At 34.7% G+C, this 20,582-nt stretch carries 17 protein-coding genes and 1 riboswitch; of the genes, 8 read left to right on the top strand and 9 right to left on the bottom strand.

Annotation, left to right across the window (positions count from 1 at the left end; all coding sequences use genetic code 11):
- Positions 1 to 106 precede the first annotated feature (106 nt).
- Positions 107 to 655, top strand: coding sequence for a chlorite dismutase family protein (locus ABZP37_RS17035; RefSeq protein ID WP_366184447.1), 549 nt, complete (start codon positions 107 to 109; stop codon positions 653 to 655).
- 255 nt (positions 656 to 910) lie between these two features.
- Positions 911 to 1,141, top strand: a complete 231-nt coding sequence (locus tag ABZP37_RS17030; RefSeq protein ID WP_366184446.1) for a hypothetical protein — start codon at positions 911 to 913, stop codon at positions 1,139 to 1,141.
- A gap of 100 nt (positions 1,142 to 1,241) precedes the next feature.
- Here the strand turns inward: ABZP37_RS17030 and ABZP37_RS17025 are convergent, their stop codons facing one another.
- The gene (locus ABZP37_RS17025; protein ID WP_366184445.1) at positions 1,242 to 2,498 is read right to left on the bottom strand and encodes a DUF2254 domain-containing protein; all 1,257 of its coding nucleotides are present in this window, start codon (positions 2,496 to 2,498) and stop codon (positions 1,242 to 1,244) included.
- Positions 2,499 to 3,058: 560 nt separating this feature from the next.
- Between ABZP37_RS17025 and ABZP37_RS17020 the strand changes: the two genes are divergently transcribed.
- The 3 genes from ABZP37_RS17020 (at position 3,059) to ABZP37_RS17010 (ending at position 5,812) form a co-directional block, all read left to right on the top strand.
- A complete protein-coding gene (locus ABZP37_RS17020; RefSeq protein WP_366184443.1) occupies positions 3,059 to 4,714 on the top strand; it encodes a sensor histidine kinase in 1,656 nt (551 codons plus the stop codon).
- Entirely contained in the window at positions 4,711 to 5,343 is a 633-nt protein-coding gene (locus ABZP37_RS17015) for a response regulator transcription factor (RefSeq protein WP_366184441.1), read from the top strand. Before ABZP37_RS17020 ends, ABZP37_RS17015 begins: the two co-directional genes overlap by 4 nt.
- A 115-nt stretch (positions 5,344 to 5,458) precedes the next feature.
- A complete protein-coding gene (locus tag ABZP37_RS17010; protein WP_366184439.1) occupies positions 5,459 to 5,812 on the top strand; it encodes a hypothetical protein in 354 nt (117 codons plus the stop codon).
- A 315-nt stretch (positions 5,813 to 6,127) separates the two neighbouring features.
- On the opposite strand, the gene ABZP37_RS17005 is transcribed toward ABZP37_RS17010, so the two are convergent.
- From ABZP37_RS17005 to ABZP37_RS16980, 6 genes are all read right to left on the bottom strand, one after another.
- Positions 6,128 to 6,886: an ABC transporter ATP-binding protein gene (locus tag ABZP37_RS17005; protein ID WP_366187555.1), complete on the bottom strand. Its 759-nt coding sequence runs from the start codon at positions 6,884 to 6,886 to the stop codon at positions 6,128 to 6,130.
- Between the two features lie 189 nt (positions 6,887 to 7,075).
- Positions 7,076 to 7,915 carry an ABC transporter ATP-binding protein gene (locus ABZP37_RS17000; protein ID WP_366184437.1) on the bottom strand — a complete coding sequence of 280 codons (840 nt, stop codon included), beginning with the start codon at positions 7,913 to 7,915 and terminating at the stop codon, positions 7,076 to 7,078.
- Positions 7,916 to 8,074: 159 nt separating this feature from the next.
- A complete protein-coding gene (locus ABZP37_RS16995) occupies positions 8,075 to 9,163 on the bottom strand; it encodes an ABC transporter permease (RefSeq protein WP_366184435.1) in 1,089 nt (362 codons plus the stop codon).
- A gap of 235 nt (positions 9,164 to 9,398) precedes the next feature.
- On the bottom strand, positions 9,399 to 10,778 hold the full coding sequence (locus tag ABZP37_RS16990) for a CmpA/NrtA family ABC transporter substrate-binding protein (RefSeq protein ID WP_366184433.1): 1,380 nt from the start codon (positions 10,776 to 10,778) through the stop codon (positions 9,399 to 9,401).
- A 30-nt stretch (positions 10,779 to 10,808) separates the two neighbouring features.
- Positions 10,809 to 12,068: an alginate export family protein gene (locus ABZP37_RS16985; protein ID WP_366184432.1), complete on the bottom strand. Its 1,260-nt coding sequence runs from the start codon at positions 12,066 to 12,068 to the stop codon at positions 10,809 to 10,811.
- A gap of 324 nt (positions 12,069 to 12,392) precedes the next feature.
- Positions 12,393 to 13,097: a Crp/Fnr family transcriptional regulator gene (locus ABZP37_RS16980; protein WP_366184430.1), complete on the bottom strand. Its 705-nt coding sequence runs from the start codon at positions 13,095 to 13,097 to the stop codon at positions 12,393 to 12,395.
- A gap of 289 nt (positions 13,098 to 13,386) precedes the next feature.
- Positions 13,387 to 13,621, top strand: a riboswitch (cobalamin riboswitch).
- Positions 13,622 to 13,653: 32 nt separating this feature from the next.
- On the opposite strand from ABZP37_RS16980, the gene ABZP37_RS16975 reads away from it, so the two are divergent.
- The 3 genes from ABZP37_RS16975 to ABZP37_RS16965 all read left to right on the top strand — a co-directional run bounded on the left by ABZP37_RS16975 (position 13,654) and on the right by ABZP37_RS16965 (position 17,670).
- Positions 13,654 to 15,489, top strand: coding sequence for a TonB-dependent receptor (locus tag ABZP37_RS16975; RefSeq protein WP_366184428.1), 1,836 nt, complete (start codon positions 13,654 to 13,656; stop codon positions 15,487 to 15,489).
- A 3-nt stretch (positions 15,490 to 15,492) separates the two neighbouring features.
- The gene (locus ABZP37_RS16970) at positions 15,493 to 16,524 is read left to right on the top strand and encodes a DUF5074 domain-containing protein (RefSeq protein WP_366184426.1); all 1,032 of its coding nucleotides are present in this window, start codon (positions 15,493 to 15,495) and stop codon (positions 16,522 to 16,524) included.
- 174 nt (positions 16,525 to 16,698) lie between these two features.
- Positions 16,699 to 17,670 (top strand): T9SS type A sorting domain-containing protein, encoded by a 972-nt coding sequence (locus ABZP37_RS16965; RefSeq protein ID WP_264620562.1) that lies wholly within the window; start codon positions 16,699 to 16,701, stop codon positions 17,668 to 17,670.
- Positions 17,671 to 17,757: 87 nt separating this feature from the next.
- On the opposite strand, the gene ABZP37_RS16960 is transcribed toward ABZP37_RS16965, so the two are convergent.
- Both ABZP37_RS16960 and ABZP37_RS16955 read right to left on the bottom strand, forming a co-directional pair.
- Complete coding sequence (locus tag ABZP37_RS16960; protein ID WP_366184423.1) at positions 17,758 to 19,239, bottom strand: MFS transporter; 1,482 nt, start codon at positions 19,237 to 19,239, stop codon at positions 17,758 to 17,760.
- A 657-nt stretch (positions 19,240 to 19,896) separates the two neighbouring features.
- Positions 19,897 to 20,553: a response regulator transcription factor gene (locus ABZP37_RS16955; RefSeq protein WP_366184422.1), complete on the bottom strand. Its 657-nt coding sequence runs from the start codon at positions 20,551 to 20,553 to the stop codon at positions 19,897 to 19,899.
- Between the last annotated feature and the right edge of the window lie 29 nt (positions 20,554 to 20,582).

Below are 20,582 nucleotides of genomic sequence, written 5' to 3'. Positions count from 1 at the left end.
ATTTGTCTAAATGCTTGTTTATATTTAGGTTATAAATAAAATGATAGTAATTAGCCATAGGAGCTATTATTTACAAGTTTATACTTAAATTATAAAAACAACTTTCATGAACAATACTATTTTTGACTTTATAGGCGGTACCACAGGAGATTGGAAAATAATTAAATCAACCACTTTGATAGGCGAGTCTTTGCCAAAAGTGACGCATGTAGATAAAATTCAAAGTTCGTTAATCAATCGTTTTGAAGGGATTTGGTCATTGAAAGGAGTGATTAGTAATTTGCGCTACACCGAAAAAGCTGAAAAAGACAAACTCACTGCCAAACAAGAAGACCTCGGTCGAAAAAAAGCTACTTATGCCGCTTTCATTCCCATTCGAAAAAATGAAGCTTGGTGGAATCTGGCTCAAGATGAACGCCGACAAATCATGGAAAAGCAATCCCGTCATACGCATCATGGAATGCAATATTTACCAGCCATTGCCCGTCAATTGTTTCATTCTAGAGACATTGATGAACCTTTTGATTTTTTAACTTGGTTTGAATTTGCTCCAGAAGACGAACCTGCATTTAATGAACTACTCAGTAAATTGCGCCAATCTGAAGAATGGGAATTTGTAGATAGAGAGATTGATATTCGGATGGTAAGAGTGTAGTTTTTGTTTCTATTATATATAATGCAATTGAATTGGATAAATAGACTTTATAGTTATTTAAAATAAAGGGATTGATTTCTCCTTAGTTCAAAAACGGCTTTTAAAGTTTTGTAAATCAGGTAGTTTGTTATGGTTAATGTGTGAATGATATAAGGTATTTGCGAAATTTTATAACAGCTACTGTGTTCATTAAACGCACCTTTGTACAGACCAATTAAAATAAACAGTAGTAATCACTTTAATAAATTAAATAAAATGAAAAATAGTAAAAAAATAATCGGGTTGTTATCTTTAGTAGTGATGTTAACCGTAATGGGATGTAAAGACAAAGAAGCAGATAAAGAAGTTATTGTCATGCCAGGCACAACAACAGTAATTGAAAAAGAAACAACAACGGTTGATAGTTCATCAGGCACAAGTATTACTGTAGATAAAAATGGTTTAAAAGTAGAGGCTGACAAAGTAGATGTGAAAATAGGAAATTAGTACTCTTTTTAAACTGTAAGAATGGATTTTACACAATCCAAGAAAAACTCAAAGTCTGTTTAGGCTTTGAGTTTTTTTTTGCTATCCAGTCAATTTAAAATTATCTATTAAAGGAACATTCTGCTTCTAAAATAAGGAGATCTTTTTGGGACTCAAGAGCTCCTTTTGCTCTGCTAAAAGCTTCTTTCGAATGTTGGATAGCCGATAATTTTATGTCGGCGTTGTTGATGGTTTCTAATGAGGTAAAAGCCTTTTGTAAGCGTAACATTACTTCAATGTTATTGGCGCCATCTCTTGCAATAGGTCTGAAAGCATCATCAAAGAAATCATTCATCGAAATTGTTGGTACCTCTATGCAGTCATATTGTGTTTTTTCTGTTTTATGATCTTTGCTTTCCTGATTCCATAAAAACAACAATCTTTCTTGGCTACCAATAATTTGTATGGCAGTTCCAGGATCATTAATACCGGGAGACAAGGCTCTACTAGCAATTTCTGTTAAGGCGATAATTCCAAAACGTGGATCGTCTTCAAATAATCTAGTATGACCAACACGAATAGCATAGTTGATTTTTTGTGCTATTTTATCAAGGTCAATCTGTTTTACGGAGGCTACATAGGCAATAGTGAAATTTTCATGTACAAATTTACCAGGAAGACAATTCAGCCTAATTTTCAAATCGTTGTCTTTGGCCAATGATTGCAAGCCTGCCATGTTGATGTGTTGCACATAGCCTACACAATTGCTTGTTATTGCAGTACTTGCAATTGGTTCGCCTATAGCGGGCAATGCTTTTAAGTAAGGATGTTTGATGTATTCAGAAAGTGATTTGGCGGCAACGGCTTCCACTTGGTCGATGGTATGTTCCAGTCGTCCTAATCTTGAAATTCGGTCCACCCATCGTAAAAAAGTAAGGATGACAATGGTAAATAAAAACAGGGTAAATAGAAACAGTACAAACCGACCTGCTTTGCCATAATAACCATTATCTAGAGCAATGGTTGCTACAATACTAAAGATAAATGCCCCAATAAAAACAGAAAGTGCGTTTTGGGAAACATCATCAGTAACTACAATTTTGAAAGAGCGGGGAGTGGCATTACTACTGGCTGTAGAAAATGCAGACAGCATCGATCCTACTGCGAAAATAGAGATGACCAACATGCTGGCAGATATAGTGTCCAAAAGCCCCTCAATTGATTCTGTTTCAATATCGGGAACAAGATCGCTCAATCCTAAACCATCCACTTGATGTGCTACCAGCGCGCCCGCAACCGAGAATAAGCAAAAAAGAAGTGGGCGAAACCACAATTGTCTTCGAATTTTAGAATAGTAAATAAGGATGTTTTTTTTCATGATACTGTATTTTATCTACTTAACTCGTTTATAAAAGATAGGTTTCTTAAAAATACTAAATTAATATTGCAATTTTGGAACTAGACTTGAATTTGTTGTGTCGCAGGTAGTTGTGAAGGAGTTATCAATTAAGACAATTTCGTAATGCAAATCTAAAAGTTTACGCAATTATTTATCAGACTAATTGGGTAGACAATAGGAATTCGTCCGAAGTAAAGAGAGTATGAACGGTGGTGAAGATATATTTAGTTTTTCCATTAACTATTCGTCTATCGGGAATCTTCTTTTCTTAGGAGTAGTTTGATTTTTGTATGATAATAAAAACAGTTATTTTTATAAAAAAAAGGCTAATTTGTTTTTTACTATTTAGTTTGATGATCTGAGCACAATAGCAAGAATTGGTTGCATAGAAGTTAAGTTTTATAACCATTTTGGTTGTATGTTTGTCTAATCGGCTTGGGAAATAGTTGGCGATTATTAGAGATTTTCTCAATTGTTTTTTAAATACCTATTTTTATAATGCTAAATAAATGGTATCTAAATCTTTAAAATAGATTGTAATGAACATCAAAACAGTAATACTTATTATCATTAATAGTTTAATTGCATTGGTAATTACGGTCTTGTCTTTTTCATCCTACCAACAGTTTTCAAGCGTTTTGAACGATCGTATTTTACTGCAATTGAATTCGATTAAAACACTCAAGAAAAACCAGATTGAACATTTACTAAAATCAGAGTGGGAGCGGTTTGAGAGTTATGATTCGTACAACCAAAATATTGATAGTAGCGTTTTAAAACTACCGGATAGTATTAAAAAGATTGATGGAATTCACGATTTTACACCCTACCATGTTGCAAATAAAACGACCATAGGTTTTGTCTCTAACTCCAAAAAAGGGACGTTGATTAAAGTTTTGGATTACAACAAAGTAAAAAAAATACTACTTGAACGCACCGGAATGGGGAATAGTGGAGAATCTTATCTCGTAGGTGAAGATTTTCGAATGCGTTCTCAGTCTCGTTTTTATCCCAATAAAACTCCTTACTCTTTAACCGTGAATACAAAAGGTGTGGCAAATGCTTTTAAAGGAAAAAATGGTAGAGGAGTATTTAAGGATTATAGAGGTATTGATGTGTATAGTGTGTATAGCCTTATAGAAGTTCCCAATTTAAAGATGGTTATCTTGTCTGAAATGGATGTTGATGAGGTCACAATTCCGCTAAAAGAATTAAAAGAAAGACTGGTAGGTTTAACGCTGGCTATTTTTTTACTAGCGGTTATGCTTTCTCTTTTTCTTACCAGAATTATTACCAATCCCATCAAAAATATGCGGAATAGTCTCCGAATTATGGCCGAAGGAGATTATAATCAAACCAATGAATTTATAAAAAATTCTAAAGAAATAAAGGAAATGTTTGATGCTTTAGCCAATTTGAAAGCTTCTTTGCAAGGTGCCGTCAAATTTTCGGATGCTATTGGTACTATGAATTTAAATACCGATTATCAACCAAAAAGTTCGAATGATCTTTTAGGAAAAAGCCTTTTGGCGATGAGAGATAAGCTGATCGAATTTCGAAATAATGAAGAAAATACCAGAATACAATCAAAACGGATGTTGGTAAACGGTATGGAAAATGAGCGGCGCCGACTTTCGCGTGAGCTGCATGATGGTGTAGGCCCGTATTTGACTTCTTTGAAACACTATATTGAAAATAGGGTTGTAGATGAAGTGAAGAAAACAGAAATGAAAAAAATAGTAGATGATACTATTTCAGAAATCAGATTGATGTCAAACGCCTTAATGCCTGCTTCTATAGATGATTTCGGAATTGGAGTTGCGCTGACCAACTTTATTGAAAGCCTCAAAAAATCGACAAATGTAACTATCGAATATGAAGATTTAACCAAACAAGAAAATTCTAATATCACCAACCATCAGGCTATTAATCTTTTTCGAATAAGCCAAGAACTCATTAATAATTCATTAAAACATGCAAATGCTAAAAATATCCGAATTACACTTTCGGAATTTGATGAATTTATTTCGCTTTTTTATTTTGATGACGGAATTGGTTTTGATATTTGCACAGTCAAATTAGGTTTAGGAATTAGTAACATCAAAGAGCGGGTAGAAATTTGCAATGGTACCATTACCATCAATGAAGTACCTGGAAACACAACCTTTGAAATTGAATTACCCATAGAATTATGAACGAAATCAAATTAATAATAGCCGATGATCATGAACTTTTTCGAAAAGGACTTGCAGAGTTACTACGAAAACAGGACGACATAAAAATAGTCAAAAGTGTTGCTGATGGTATTGAGTTTATGGAGCTGATTAATAATCAGTTTGAAGCAGATATTGTTTTGCTAGACATTACCATGCCTAATATGGATGGTTTTCAGGTTTTGAAAGAATTACAAGCAACAGATTCAGGTATCAAACCTATTGTGATATCGATGCACAATGATGGCAATTACATCGCAAAATGTGCCAAAATGGGTGCTTATGGCTATCTATTAAAAAACACAGATGAAGCTGAATTGATCCTTGCCATTCGAACAGTGAATAAAGGAAAAAAATATTTCAGCGCCGAGATTTCTGAAAAAATGATCAACTTTATGTCCACTCAAAGCATTAGTGAAAACATTTTGTCAAATAAAGAAACAGAAGTTTTGGGATTGATCGCTACGGGTTTGACAACCAAGGGAATTGCTGCTAAACTATTTGTAAGTTCCCGTACCATAGAAACCCATCGCGCCAATATTTTGAAAAAATTGGAAGTAAAAAATACCGCCGAACTCATTAAAAAAGCAACAGAAATGAATTTGGTATAACACTTTAAAAATAGTCGCTATCCGTATTTATACGGATGGAGATTGGGTAGATTCCCATAATTCTAAACACCTATTACTGAATGTATCTTTGTAAGGAACAAAAAAAGTAATAGCCATGAAAGAAGTAGCAATGATTTTAGGAGTTTTATTAATTTCTTTTAGTGCGTTTGCACAAGCAGAAACTAATGTGAAACAGAGTGATTTAAAAGGGCCCGCTTATAAAAATTATAAAGTTTGGATGGATAAATCTGAGCCAATTAAAATATATACAGATAATAATAAACAAGCGCTCAAAGGACCAGCATACAAAAATCATCAAGTGTCGAGAGATACAAGAGAAAAAGACTTAGTTCTAGTAAGTACATCGGGTAGTGAAAGCCGAAATTTAACTGGGCCAGCCTATAAAAATCACGGACCTTGGGTAAAAAACGTAAATAAGAACAATGCAATTGTCCAAGTAGAAAATTAGAGACGGGATAGCTTATTATAAGTCAAATAGGTGTTTCTTTTAAGTGCAAATTGAAACACTAGACTACACCCAAAAGTTTAGGTAAATTTAAGTTAGTTTTGTTAATAATGAGCTCGATAGTGTATCGGGCTCATTTTTTTTGGGGTGGTTTGATTTGTTACGCATATTAGCTATCAATACGATATTGGAGTATAAAATATATTTAGGTGGAATTGCTGACAAATAAAGAAAAAGTTTAAATACGTACAAAAAAAACCGAACAAGAAAATATCTCCTGTTCGGTTTTTTTGGAATTAATAGATTTGGGGCAAAATATTAATGCTCCAAGAAATTGATTAAGTGTTCTCTATTGCTGTAATAGGTTTCGTGTTCTAAAATCGCTTTACGGTTTCGGGGGCGATCGTAGGTAATGTCTAGAATGTCGCCAATTTGTGCTCTTGGTCCCGAGGTCATCATAATCACTCTATCGGCCAAGAAAATAGATTCATCGACATCGTGGGTAATCATAATTCCTGTTGTTTTTTCTTTATCGAGAACTTCGAGTAAAACATCTTGCAATTCTCCTCTTGTTAAGGAATCTAGCATTCCGAAAGGTTCGTCTAAAAGCAATACTTGAGGTTTTAGTGCCAAGGCTCTTGCGATTCCCACACGTTGTTTCATTCCTTGTGAAAGGTCTTTGGCTTTTTTGTCGAAAGCTCCATCAAGTCCGACTTTGCTGAGGTAATATTTGCAAATGTCTTGACGTTGTTTTTTGGTAGCATTGGCAAAAACTTTGTCAACGCCCAATTGTACATTTTCTAGAGCGCTCATCCAAGGCAACAAACTAGGCGATTGAAAGATCACGCCTCGGTCTGGTCCAGGACCTTTAATTGGGGTTCCGTCCAAGATAATTTCGCCACTTGTAATTGGGTTCAATCCTGCAATCATGGATAGTAAAGTTGTTTTTCCACAACCAGAATGTCCGATAATGGAAACGAATTCGCCTTCTTTTATTTTTAAGTTCAAATTTTCGAGTACTACAAAATCACCCTTTGGAGTGGGGTAGACTTTGGTAATATTGGATAATTCCAACATGTATTTTTCAAATCCTTGTAGATCACGGGGAGTATTTTGAGTAAGAGTTGTTGTATCTGTCATGATTTTTAATTTTTAGCCACTGATTAAAAGGATTAATTCTGATTTCCTCAGTGTCAAATTTTTTAATCTGTGAAATCTTTGTTGTATTTCTTTAATTTCTAAAATTTGTTTTCCCAGAAATAATGTTTAATCAAATTTCATTGGAACCAAATCAGGCAATTCATATTGTGGAACTTCTAATCCTGCGGTTCTTTCTTGCCCAATTTGCATTAAATATTCAATAATCTTGTTTCTAAGTTTTTTGAAATTGTCATTGTGGTTCAATGCGATTTTGTTTCTTGGACGTTCAATAGCAATGTCAAATTCTGGTCCCAAAGTTGCTTTTGGTCCTGGTCGCAACGGAATCACTCTGTCAGCCATAAAAACGCCTTCGTCTACATCATTGGTAATCAATAAAGCGGTGCGTTTGTCTTCGCTCCAAATCGAAAGTATCTCTTCTTGCAAGTTTCCTCTAGTCAAGGCATCTAGTGCACCCAACGGTTCATCCATCAAGATTAGTTCGGGTTTCATAGCCAAAGCTCTCGCTACCGCCACACGTTGGCGCATACCTCCAGAAAGTTCTCGTGGTTTTTTATGAGTAGCATGAGCAAGATTTACTTTTTCGATAAAAGAAATAACATGCGCTTCTACTTCTTTGTTTGTCCAAGCTGGAAAAACGGCTTTCACTGCCATGGCGATATTTTCATAAACACTCAACCAAGGAAGTAAAGAGTAGTTTTGAAAAATAATTCCACGTTCGTGACTGGTTCCTGAGATTGGTTGTCCTTTAAATAATATTTCACCCGAATCCGGTTCGATTAATCCAGCTAATAAATTGACCAAAGTAGTTTTGCCACTTCCTGTAAATCCTACGATAGCTACAAATTCGCCTTCTTCTATTCTTAAATTGATGTTTCTTAAAACTTCGGTTTTGTTCTTGCCTTCACCGTATGATTTACAAACATTTTTTAGTTCTAAATATGCCATGTTTTTCTTTTTTTAAGTTGCTGAGTTTCTGAGTGCCTAAGTTTCTAAGTTCTTTAGAGCAGGTGTATCATAATTGCTAAGCCCTTTAGTTTGTTTATTCATTGGTTGTTAGTTTCTAAGTGACTATTTTTCTTAGAAACTTAGCCTCTTAGCAACTCTCTAATCCGTAAACGTTAGTAATTTTTGGAAAATCATCATCACTCTGTCTAGCATGAAACCGATAATACCAATAACAAACATGGCAACAATAATTTTCGAATTCGAATCACTTGAACCATTTTGGAATTCCTCCCAAACAAATGATCCTAAACCTGGGCTTTGTGCTAATAATTCGATCGCAATTAATACCATCCAAGCTACTGAAAGCGTGATACGCAATCCCGTAAAAATCATTGGGAAAGAAGATGGAAGGATAATTTTGAATATTTTTTTGAAAGTTCCCAATTGCAATACTTTGGCAACGTTCATGAAATCTTTGTCAACCGATGAAACTCCAACGCTGGTGTTAACCAAAGTCGCCCACATCGAGCATAATCCCACACTGATAAATGAAATAACAAATGATTTTTCGACATCAACATTTGTAAGCATTGTTTTTACGATCATCGAAACTAGTAATAACCAAACAACAGGAGAAACGGGTTTTAAAATTTGGATTAACCAGTTGAACGAAGTTCTTAAGGTATCACTCAATCCCAATACGATTCCGAGTGGCACAGCGATAATAATTGATAATAAGAATCCAGCAAAAACGGTTTTCAAACTCGTTTTTATTTGGTCTACAAATGATGGACGTCCTGTGTAAACAATTTCAGTTTCTCCGTTGGCAATTCGTTCAGCATTTATAGTGGAGTATTTGTCTATAAAATCCGCTTTTTTAGTAGCCATTATTAGGTGATCATCCCATAATTTTCCTAAAGCACCTACTACCATCACTGGAGAAGGCAACGAATTGGGTCTGCAACTGATATCTCCAGAAGCAATGCAGTCTTCTAATTTTTTTGCTGCTTCGGGTCCTTGATCTTTAAGCGCTTTTTCGATTTTTATTTGCGAATCTACATTAGCTAAATAATTCGAAAATGATTGCCATAAAAGAATAAATAGAAGTACAGATAGCAAAGGAAAAAGTATTCTTTTGAAAGTAGCTGTAGCGTTTTTTTTCACTTCTTCACCTGTTATTAATCGAATGAGCGGTTCTAGATAACCCAATCCCATAAAATTCACGGTTTTTATTGTTAATGTCTTCATAGTCTGTTTTATTTATTAATGTTGGTTTTAAAAAGGAGAATGGTATTTCGTAAAATGTGATTCGTACTTTTTAAATTATTCTGATCTAGTTTATTTTATTTTAAAAAATTAAGGATGCCACTACAGCATCCTCAATTTTAAATGCTTTTTATTTTATTTTAAGTTTTTAGATCGAGTAGGTACAACTATCCACGCCTACCAAAACTCATAACCCATAACTCATAACTTTTTCACCTTAATTCTTATTCCCAATTTTCATACTCTTAATATACTCCAATGGTTTTTTACCGTCGTATTGAAGACCGTCAATAAAGTCAGATGTTGCTTCTTTGTAACCGTCGGTTGTTGGAATATCAGCTTGCTCTAAGTTTCCTTCTTTGACTAATAATTCAGCTGCTTTGGTCCAAATTTCTGGTAAATACACTTCTTTGATTTTTGATGCATACCAATCTGCTGGTTGTGCTTCTGTGATTTGTCCCCAACGTCTCATTTGTGTCATGTACCAAACTCCGTCAGAATAGAAAGGGTAAGTTGCGTTGTGTTTGAAGAAAACATTGAAATCTGCTGCATCACGTTTGTCTCCTTTTTCATATTCGAAAGTTCCTGTCATTGAGTTTTTCAAAACCGCTTCGTCTGCACCTACATAAGCAGGACTCGATAATATTTTCACTGCTTCGTCTCTGTTTTTTGGATCATCCAACCATTTTCCAGCTCTAATTAAAGCTTTGGTAATGGCAATGGCTGTATTTGGATTTTTCTCTACGAATGCTTTGGTCATTACAAATACCTTCTCAGGGTGGTTTTTCCAAATGTCATTTGAAGTAATTACCGGAACTCCAATTCCTTTACTAACTGCTTGTTGGTTCCAAGGTTCTCCTACACAATATCCGTTGATTGTTCCTGCTTCCAGAGTTGCTGGCATTTGTGGCGGAGGAGTTACTGATAATAGCGCTTCGGCATTGATCATACCTTGTGCATTGTCTTTGGTGTACATTCCAGGGTTGATTCCGCCTGCTGCCAACCAATAACGCAGTTGGTAGTTGTGTGTTGAAACGGGGAATACCATACCCATTTTGAAAGGCTTGTTAGCGTTTTTATATTCCTTAATTACAGGAAGAAGGGCGCTTGCACTAATTGGGTGCACTGGCTTTCCATCTTTCAACGGCAATCCTGGTTTCATTTTTGACCAAACATCGTTAGAAACTGTAATTGCGTTTCCGTTCAAGTCCATGGAGAAAGTCGTTACCAATTTGGCTTGTCTTCCAAATCCAACTGCCGCAGCAATCGGTTGACCTGCCAACATGTGTGAACCATCAATCTGTTCATCAATTACACGGTCCAAAACGTTTTTCCAGTTGGATTGTGCTTCTAGTGTTACAAACAATCCTTCGTCTTCAAAGAATCCTTTTTCTTTGGCGATGGCCAGTGGCGCCATATCGGTCAATTTGATAAAACCTAAAGTTACTTGTGGTTTCTCCAAAGTTAGTTTTTCTGTGGTAGAAGAAGTTTCAGTTGTTGCTTCTGCAGCTCCTTCTTTTTTTGCGTCTTTTTTACAGCTGATAACTCCTAAAGCAGTTATGGCTAGTAATGAAATTTTAAATACTAATTTTTTCATCTTATTTGTTTTTAGTTCTTTATAACTTGATTATTTTTTACTTGAAAAGATTTGTGGATTGATGTTTACCATTACCCAAGCCCAGTTGTTGGTAGTTCCTGCAATTCCACCTTTAAGGGTTTCCATCGTGCTTGATCCAAACATTTGAGAATATCCTGCTACAACAACGACATCTTTATATAGTTTGTATGCAGCTGTTAAATCCACCTCTGTTCCTAAGTAAGCGTCTTTTTCAACTGGTCCAGCGAATACTTTATTAGGAGCATAGAATAGGTGTGGAGTCAAAGAAAGATTTACTTTTTTGATTGGGAAATCCAATTTTAACGATACATCTTGCAATCCTACAGAACCTGCGTGGTTCCCAACGTAGAAGTAATCCATAAAACCATTGAAAGCGTGGTTGGTTCCAAAAAGAGGGTTGAAAGATTTTACATCTGTGCTTAAATCGTTTTGATCTTTTCCTGATAAAAATTCATATCCTAGAGTTGCTTTTACTTTTGAACTTAATGCGAAAGTTGCATTGGCAGAAGCGTTGTAGGCAGAAACTTTGTTAGTTCCAATTTTTCCTGTTTGTCCGTAAAAACTAAAGTCTAAAGCTACCTTTTTGCCTTTATAGGTTATATATGTACCTAATGTTTGATTGTAATTGGTTTCAATTTCAGCAGGAGCTTTTAAGTAATCCCTACCTACGTTCATTGCCAAGAAACTCAATCCTACTTTGTTTGCATTGGTATGGTACCAAGCATATTGCATGTTTTTGTGATCTGTGTTGTATGGAGTAGATGGAGCGACTTTGTTTTCGTTATCTGCATTTAATACAAATCCTAAATCCAATTGATTTTTACTGTCTTTGTAAGTGATTAAAGCAGCATCATGGCTACGACCTTGATTAGCCCAATCCAAACCTCCTAAAATACGTTGGTTATCATAAGATAGTACTTGACGACCAATTTTTGTACTCCATTTATCAGTAAAACTATATTGTGCCCATCCTTCATAAATGGCAACTCCGTTTACATCACTTTTTGGAATCGTATTTCTATCTCCCCAAGTACGTAGATTTTGCAATGCCACTTTTACTTTTAATTTAGAATCACCGTAGTTTAAGTTTACTCTAGAACGTTGCCCTATAAAAGAAGTATGTTCTGTGGTTGGAGTTAATAAAGTTCCAAAACCGTTTGTATATTCATAACGTGGTCTAATTTGAATGTCGGCGTTAAATTCTTGTGCGTAGGTACTAGCGCTAATTAATCCTAATACTGAAAAGGAAATTGTTTTAAGTAGCTTCATAATAATGGGTTTAGATTGATAATTGTTTTTCTAATTATTGATAAGGCAAATATACGTACGTATTTATACTTATATGTATTGTAAAAAACAATAAAGAATAGGTTTTTAAGCGGTGTTTTATCAAATATAGTACAGATAAAAAACTGTTGTTTGACATGTTTTTTAGCTAATCATCTGTTTGTTAGTGGTATGTGAACTTGTGGTTTTTGTTTTTTTGTTTGTTAGAATCGAGTATTCTTACGTAAGTATTTAGTGTTTTTGAGTATAAGGCATAAAAAAAGCTCATTAAAAATGAGCTTTATGAAATGTATTTGTAGTGGGAATTTAGAATTGTTTGTGTTCTACTATTTCTCCTTGTAGTTTGTTAATTTGTACGAGGCTTATTTTTTTACCTACGGTATTTATTAAAGCTTCTTTTTTGAGACTCGAGAAGATACGCGTCACTTGCTCATCTGTAGTTCCTGCAAAATCGGCAATTTCTTTTCGAGACAAACTCACATTGATAAGATTGTTGGTATGTCCAAATTTGTTGTATAAGTGTAATAAGGTGTCAATTACTCTTTCGCGTACATTCATTTGGGCAATTTTTTTTACTTTATTTTCGCTCTTATTGAGTTCTTCGGCATAAAATAGCATCATATCATAGGTGAACTCAGGAATGGTTTTGAGTATGCTTTCCATGATTTCATTACTGAAATTACATAATACAGTATCTTCTATAGCAGCTGCTCCTATAAGGTAACGGTTTCTTGTTCCAAATCCTCTAAATCCTATAGTATCTCCTTGAACTGCCAAACGAACGATTTGCTCTTTGCCATAAATTCCCGTTTTTATAATTTTTACTTTTCCTTGGTATAAAAAGTATAACCCTTGTATTGGTGCGCCTTCAATCATGAACTGCTGACCTTTTTTGCAAGCAAAAGTATTTTTTTGCAATACAAAATCTTGCATCTTTTCTAGATGCAGGTGTTTTTTTATAAAACAGCTTGCATTTTCACAAGTACTACAATCGGCGTTTAATCTTTGCATGACGTTTTGATTTTAGAAGATTTCTTCTATTTCTTATAAATTTAGTTAAAAATACGTATTTATACTTAATTGTATCGATTAAAGTAATTCGTTTTTGTGTATTTGAGAATTTGGTAATTAGATAGGGTTATTCTAGTTATTAAGCAAAATTAGACACTAATTTATATTGGTTTTGCAATTGCCGTTTTATTAATTTAGACCAAAATTAAGCCGTTCAATTTGGGTAGTTGTGTCCCAACTGTGAAAAAAAATACAATTTTTATTTAGTTTAAAGGCAAATATAAAACTACATTTGCGCTCGAATTGAGGTTGCTTTTTAAATTTTAAAGAGCATTAAAAGGGAATCAGGTGGTAGATTAATCATTGCTTTTGCCAATAAAAATTAATCTAAAATCCTGAGCTGTTCCCGCAACTGTAAGCTAGAAAGCTTGTTGTTATCTACACAACCATTGTTCCCCTTGGCGAATGAGAAGGTAAACAACAAGACGCAAGCCAGGAGACCTGCCTTTTTTCTTAACTAATATAAATCTCTCGGGAAAAAGGGGTTTCAAGTATTATGACAAGAAATAACTCGATTTTTTACATCTTATTTTTGATGTGCCAGTTTGTATGGGCACAATCCGACAGTATTCATAAGTTAAAGGAAGTTGTCGTTTCAGACACTTACCTTAAACAGTTTAAGAATACGCAGTCTATTCAGCATTTGAATGATTCCTTAATCAGTCGAAATGGAGCTTCGCTTACCTCACTTTTGAATTTCAACACGGTACTTTATTTTAAAGAAAATGGTCTGGGAATGGTTTCTTCTCCATCTTTTAGAGGGACTTCGGCACAGCAAACAGCAGTAATTTGGAACGGAATAAACATTAATTCACAACTTTTAGGGCAAACCGATTTCAATACGATCTCAACTCGTGGCTTTAATTCGATTGATGTAAAAGCAGGTGGCGGAAGCGTTGTCTATGGTAGTGGTGCTGTTGGTGGTACAATTCATTTGAATAATGACTTAAAATTTACCGATACATTTACCAATGATTTGCAAATTAACTACGGTGATTTTAATACGCTAAGTGCGGTATATGGAATTACAGCTGCAACCCAAAACATCAGTTTTGATGCTAGTTTTTCTCGCACTAGTTCTGATAATGATTTTAAGTTTGTTGGTAAAGAAGATCGGAATTTAAATGGGCAATATTATAATAATGTGCTAGATGTAGCTTTTGGATATAAAATAAATCACAAGAATAGCTTGAAATTTTATAGCGAAATTTATGATGGTGAACGTCATTTTTCCCTAACCTCTCCAAATGCAACCAAAACAAAATACCAAGATTTTAATACTCGAAATTTACTGAGTTGGGGCAGCTCATTTGGGATTTTTACGACCGATTTAAAGTTAGCTTATATTACAGAGCACTATAATTATTTTGAAGATATCAATAGGGACGGACTTAGTTCTGGAGGCGTGAGAAGCTTTATTGGAAAGTACAGTCTTGATTATACAGTATTTAAAAATACTAAAATAACCACTCTTATTGATTATACAAGGAACAATGGAACGGGTTCTGGAATAGAAAAAAATAGTCGTGACATTGCAGGTGCTAGCCTTCTGTGGAAACAACAATTAACGCAGCAATGGAATTACGAAGGAAGTCTGAGGAAAGAATTCTCAAATGTATATAAAAGTCCCGTGCTTTTTTCTGTTGGATCTCGATATTCTTTTTCTAAAGTATATGACTTAAAGTTTAATTTTTCTAAAAATTATAGAATTCCAACCTTTAATGATTTGTATTGGGTCGGAAGCGGAAATTTAGATTTAAAACCGGAGCAATCCTATCAAATAGAAATTGGAAATGATTTTCACTATAATGGTTTTCGAGCAACAGTTACGGCTTACGGTTCCAAGATTGATGATATGATTCGCTGGTTGCCTACAAACTCCGGGAATTGGTCACCTATCAATACCGATAAGGTTGCTATTTATGGTGCTGAAGCTTTGTTGGGGTATTCAAAAAAATGGAATTCGCATAGTTTTGGTTTTAGTGGAACCTACTCTTATACGGTTTCAAAAGACGAGAGAACTCAAAAACAACTTTTCTACGTGCCATACCATAAACTTACGGGAGCATTGCAATACAATTACAAAAAAGTAGCTGCCTATTATCAGTTGATGTACACTGGTGATGTTTTTACAACTTCAGATAATAGTCCTAAGTATATTCTAAATGCTTACACTGTTTCTAATGTAGGGGTTGATTATAATTTTAGCAAAAAAAATATTTTTAAAGTAGGTATAAAAGCAGCCAATCTTTGGAACGAAAATTATCAAGCGCTACCTAGCCGCTATATGCCTGGGCGAAATTTAACTATTTATTTGAATCTTAATTATTAAAAAATGAAATTTAAAAAACACTATGTAAGCATTCTTGCCATTGCCTTTTTGTTTGCTTCTTGTACAAAGGATGATGTTGCAGAAAATGATGTTCCGTTAGGAGCCTATGATAACGGTATTTTAATTTTGAATGAAGGGAATTATGGTACTCCAAACGCATCAATTTCCTATATTTCAAATGACTTTTTGACATTTCAAAACAATATTTTCTTGACTGTTAATCCAACTAAAGTATTAGGAGATGTAGCACAATCTATGAGTTTTGACAATGACAAGGCCTATATTGTTATAAATAATTCGAACAAAGTCGAAGTAGTAAATCGATATACTTTTGAAAGTTTGGGAACGATAACTGAAAACATAAAAAATCCACGTTTTAGTGTTGTTCTTAACGGGAAATTGTATGTTACAAATGCAACTTCTAAAGCAATTACTATTTATGACGCAACTACATTCAGCTATATTGCTTCAATTGAGTTGAATAAAACAGCCGAAAAAATTGTAACTGCAAACGGAAAGTTATACGTAATGAATGGTGCTTATGGGTACGGAAATCAAGTAACGGTTGTAAACCCAACAACAAAAGCTATTGTATCGACCATTACTGTTGAAGAAGGTGTTAATTCTATCGAAGAAAAAAATGGAGTGGTGTATGTTTTATGCGGAAATTCAGCTAGAAGTAAATTGTTTAAAATTAATTCTTCTTCAGATACGGCAACTTCTTTTGAGTCTACCACATTGACAGGATCGTTGAACATGGATGTTGAAGGAGATAAAATTTATTATACAAGTGGTGCAGGAGTTTATGTGATGAATACTACCGCAACTAGTTTTTCTGAAACAGCTTTAATCTCAGTAGCGTATACTCCTTATTCTACTTTTTATGGATTTAATGTTATAGATGGGAATATCTATACGGCAGATGCCAATGGATTTACAGCCGATGGTACAGTTACGGTGTACAATTCAACAGGGACTGTGGTTAAAACATTTACGGTAGGCAAAGGTCCAAATAGCTTTTACTCAAACAAATAAATTAAAATTATAATCAAATAAGAACTGTCTAAAAAGTATTTTTTTTATCCCAAAGGGAAAAATTAAATAGCTATCCTAAAACTAATATCTAATACTAAATTTTAAAAAAGTAATAGATCTTGGATGCAGATAGGCTTTTTAGACGGTTTTTTTATGCACTAAAAAGAAGAAATTATGAAAGGAAAATTATTTTTAAGTCTATTTTTATTGACTATTTGTGGGTATTCACAATCGTATCCAGGTCCAGCAGGACAGGCAGGTTCGACGGCTATAGCAGGAACAAGTTCTGTTTTTAAAGCTTGGGCAACCGGAGCAACAATTACTCGTGGGCCACAAGATATCAAAAATCCAACAGGACCAGTAGCTACGGTAGGTACAGCAGATAGTGCTCTAGGCGCGCCCAATGGTTCGGGTGTAGTGAGTTTGGGCGATGGTGGTAGTGCCATTGTAACTTTTGCAAAGCCAATTATGAATGGAGATGGTTTTGATTTTGCCGTTTTTGAGAATGGCTTTTCGGATACCTTTTTAGAATTAGCTTTTGTTGAGGTGAGTTCAGATGGAGTGCATTTTTTCAGATTCCCTTCGCACAGCGAAACACAAACTACAACTCAAATTGGTGGTTTTGGTTCTGTAAATGCAACATACATTCATAATCTTGCAGGTAAGTATAAATCCAATTATGGAACGCCATTTGATTTATCAGATCTTGAAGATAATGTTTTATTGAATAAAGATATAATCACTCATATCAAAATAATAGATGTTATTGGTACCATTGATCCTTTGTATGCTTCTTATGATAGCAAAGGAAATATTATAAATGAACTGTATAGCACTCCTTTTGCCTCTGGAGGGTTTGACTTAGACGCAGTGGGTGTTATCAATCAAAACGAAAATTTGGCGGTTAGTAATTTTAACGCTATTGCTTCGCTTTCTGTTTATCCTAATCCTGTTTCAGATGTTTTGTATATTGAAACAGAGGAGGAATTTACGGTAACTGTTTACGATTTTACGGGTCGTTTGATTAAAAATAGTAATAGTACACAGGGAAAAGAAATGCGCGTTTCTGATTTAGTTCCTGGGAATTATTTGGTCGAATTTGTTGTTGGGAAACAAAAAACAATCAAGAAGATTGTCGTGCAGTAATCCGTTTAAAGTAGAGTTTAACTATAAAATCCCGTTTTCATCATCTGAAAACGGGATTTGTTATTTTATAAAACCAAGAAGTTAATATTAATTTTTTCTATCGATTTGATTTGCCATTCCGGGTTGTTTTTCGTTCATCATGTTGGTGATGGTTACGTGCATCCAGATCAAACAAATTGCAGAGAAAAGCAATACAAAAATCCAAGAACTAGACCAGATTCCAGTTGTAGTTAATAGGTAACTAAAGATAATTGGACAAAAGAAGCCACCTAGTCCACCTAGTAATCCTACCATTCCACCAACAACACCGATTTCGGTAGGGAAATATTCTGGGATGTGTTTGTACACCGCTGCTTTACCAATTCCCCATGAAATACCAATCAAGATTACTAAGACTAAGAACACCCACATATTGGCGTCAAAGTTGATTCTTGTTACTCCTTTGGCAATTAATTCTTTCTTGTTTACTTCTTGGTTTTGCTCCACAATTACTTTTTGCCAAGAGGACTTAGTTGGGAAAATATTCCCTTGTTCTGTGGCTTCTGGTTTGGAATCAATGGCATATTCTTTGTCTCCAATAGATACTTTCTCTGGTGAGATTGCGGTCACGATTCCTTTTTTACCAGCCATAACACCTGGTCCTGCAGTGGTGATTTCCATTTTTGGAATCATCAACAAAGCACTCAAAATAACTGAAGAACTCAATACCCAATACATTACTTTACGAGCTCCAAATTTATCAGACAAATATCCTCCAAAAGCACGAATTACTCCAGACGGTAAGCTAAACATGGTGGCAAACATTCCACCCATGACCAAACTTGTTGAGTAAACATTCATAAAGTTGGGTAGTAACCATTGTGAATACGCTACAAAACATCCAAATACTAAGAAATAATACGCTCCAAAACGCCAAACTCTAGCACTTTTTAAGGTAGTAAGCATTTGCGGAATCGTACGGTTTGATTTTTCTAATTTTCTGTTTTCTGCAAAAAATAAGAAGATTAATCCAATGACTAATAAAACAGCTCCATAAACTATTGGAAGCATTTTCCATCCGTTTTCAGGGTCTGCAATAGAGAATTGATTTAGTAATGATGGCGCTACAAAAGTTGTAATAGCGGCGCCTGCATTACCCATTCCAAAAATCCCCAATGCTCTACCTTGCCATTCTTTTGGATAAAATATTGAAGTGTATCCAATTCCAACGGCAAAGCTGGTTCCTACCAATCCAAACAAAAAGCTTAAAATAGCAAACATGAAAAAGCTATCGGCCAATGGTAAAAGGAAAAGCGGAATAGAGCATAAGAGAAGTAAGGTGGCAAAAACATATTTTCCGCCATATTTATCTGTTAGGATTCCAATTGGTAAACGCATGATAGAACCGGTTAAAATCGGGATTCCCAATAACCATCCTACTTGTACAACGCTCCAGTTAAAAATACCTTTGTCTACTAAGAAGGTAACTAGTACACCATTTAATGTCCAACAAGCAAAGCAAATTGTAAATGCCAGCGTGTTGAGGAATAACATGCGGTGTGATTTTGATAAAGAAGTTGTATTTTCCATATGTACTTATATTTTTTTTGACAAAGATAAGTAGTAAATGCTAGTGAAAACCTGCGAAAACGCAGTTTTTGAAAAATAAATACGTATTTTTACGTAATAATACGTAGTTTTTGTTGTTTTTGAGATTTTCGTTTATTTTCAGGCGTTTTTTGAGGTTTATTCATAGTGATATGATGGTTTATTTGGGCATGTCCCGCTGAAAAACGCGGGCCGGGCTATCCGTTCCAATCTTTTTTGGGGCAGAAAAAGCCCCAAAAAAGGATTTCCACTACTATCCCTCATGCAAAAAAAAAGTTTCGATTTGAGTATTTATTGAAAGGAGATTTGTTGAATTGCGTCGGGATTTATCCCGATGTTTTAGGATTGATGAGGTACAATGTTTTTAGATTCCATTATTTTGGCTAAAGCCCTGTGCGGATTGTATTGTGTAATCAGGTTAAAACCCGATTCTATTGAATTGTGATTTACAAATTATTGCAAAACTTCTCATTCTAAGTGCGAAAGGAATTCGTGGAATTTTATTTTAATTCGTGCCTATTCGTGTTAATTCGTGTCAAAAACCTTTGATGCCTCAACCTTAAAATGGAGTATAAAAAAATCCGTTCCTTCAAAATTGTTTTTTGAAGGAACGGACAATATGTTTTTTAAACTTTAGATTTACAACAAAGAATATTCAGTTGCTTTATTCGAAAGTTCCATTAAATTTTTGACTTTTAATTTCTTCATCAGGTTGAAACGGTGTACTTCGGCAGTTCGTTTACTGATTTCGAGTGTTTCGGCGATTTCTTTATTTCCTTTACCAGAAAGCAATAATTTTAAAATTTCTTTTTCTCTTTTGGTGATTGTCAATTCCTCGGCCATTGGGCTTTTTTGCTCAACCGCACCGCCGTTTGACAATTGGTTGATTAATATAGACGAAATATCTCCTGTGAAGTACTTACCGCCATTACTTACGGTATGCAATGCTTTCAAGAATTCTTCTTTGCTAGATCCTTTTAGTAAGTAGCCGTCTGCACCAGCTTGGATTGCTTTCAATACGTATTCTTCTGAGTCGTGCATAGAGAGTACAATTGCTTTGACGAAATTTCCAGATTTACGTAGTTTATCTACGGCTTCAATACCAGTCATATTTGGCATACGAATATCGATAATCAGTAAGTCGGGTTTGGTTTCTTCAACAACTGTAAGGGCTTCAAGGCCATCTGTTGCTTCGCCAACAACGACTATGTTTTCTTCAGATTCTAACAAGGATTTTACTCCATCTCGTACAAAAACATGGTCATCTGCTAGAACTACTCGAATAATATCACTCATAATGTACTTAAGTTAAAATAAGAATGTGT

It is taken from the genome of Flavobacterium ovatum, assembly GCF_040703125.1.
GTDB classification, from domain to species: Bacteria; Bacteroidota; Bacteroidia; order Flavobacteriales; family Flavobacteriaceae; genus Flavobacterium; species Flavobacterium ovatum.
Note: the sequence above shows the minus strand (reverse complement) of the source record. Positions and strands in the feature narration are given on the sequence as shown.

What these genes read in the sequence shown, in the direction of transcription:
- ABZP37_RS16965 (WP_264620562.1), top strand. Translation starts at nt 16,699, where the DNA reads ATGAAAGGAAAATTATTTTTAAGTCTATTTTTATTGACTATTTGTGGG.
- ABZP37_RS17005 (WP_366187555.1), bottom strand. Translation starts at nt 6,886, where the DNA reads ATGTTGGAATTATCCAATATTACCAAAGTCTACCCCACTCCAAAGGGT.
- ABZP37_RS17010 (WP_366184439.1), top strand. Translation starts at nt 5,459, where the DNA reads ATGAAAGAAGTAGCAATGATTTTAGGAGTTTTATTAATTTCTTTTAGT.
- ABZP37_RS17030 (WP_366184446.1), top strand. Translation starts at nt 911, where the DNA reads ATGAAAAATAGTAAAAAAATAATCGGGTTGTTATCTTTAGTAGTGATG.
- ABZP37_RS16995 (WP_366184435.1), bottom strand. Translation starts at nt 9,163, where the DNA reads ATGAAGACATTAACAATAAAAACCGTGAATTTTATGGGATTGGGTTAT.
- ABZP37_RS17020 (WP_366184443.1), top strand. Translation starts at nt 3,059, where the DNA reads ATGAACATCAAAACAGTAATACTTATTATCATTAATAGTTTAATTGCA.
- ABZP37_RS16960 (WP_366184423.1), bottom strand. Translation starts at nt 19,239, where the DNA reads ATGGAAAATACAACTTCTTTATCAAAATCACACCGCATGTTATTCCTC.
- ABZP37_RS17015 (WP_366184441.1), top strand. Translation starts at nt 4,711, where the DNA reads ATGAACGAAATCAAATTAATAATAGCCGATGATCATGAACTTTTTCGA.
- ABZP37_RS16955 (WP_366184422.1), bottom strand. Translation starts at nt 20,553, where the DNA reads ATGAGTGATATTATTCGAGTAGTTCTAGCAGATGACCATGTTTTTGTA.
- ABZP37_RS16970 (WP_366184426.1), top strand. Translation starts at nt 15,493, where the DNA reads ATGAAATTTAAAAAACACTATGTAAGCATTCTTGCCATTGCCTTTTTG.
- ABZP37_RS16985 (WP_366184432.1), bottom strand. Translation starts at nt 12,068, where the DNA reads ATGAAGCTACTTAAAACAATTTCCTTTTCAGTATTAGGATTAATTAGC.
- ABZP37_RS16980 (WP_366184430.1), bottom strand. Translation starts at nt 13,097, where the DNA reads ATGCAAAGATTAAACGCCGATTGTAGTACTTGTGAAAATGCAAGCTGT.
- ABZP37_RS17025 (WP_366184445.1), bottom strand. Translation starts at nt 2,498, where the DNA reads ATGAAAAAAAACATCCTTATTTACTATTCTAAAATTCGAAGACAATTG.
- ABZP37_RS16990 (WP_366184433.1), bottom strand. Translation starts at nt 10,778, where the DNA reads ATGAAAAAATTAGTATTTAAAATTTCATTACTAGCCATAACTGCTTTA.
- ABZP37_RS17000 (WP_366184437.1), bottom strand. Translation starts at nt 7,915, where the DNA reads ATGGCATATTTAGAACTAAAAAATGTTTGTAAATCATACGGTGAAGGC.
- ABZP37_RS17035 (WP_366184447.1), top strand. Translation starts at nt 107, where the DNA reads ATGAACAATACTATTTTTGACTTTATAGGCGGTACCACAGGAGATTGG.
- ABZP37_RS16975 (WP_366184428.1), top strand. Translation starts at nt 13,654, where the DNA reads ATGACAAGAAATAACTCGATTTTTTACATCTTATTTTTGATGTGCCAG.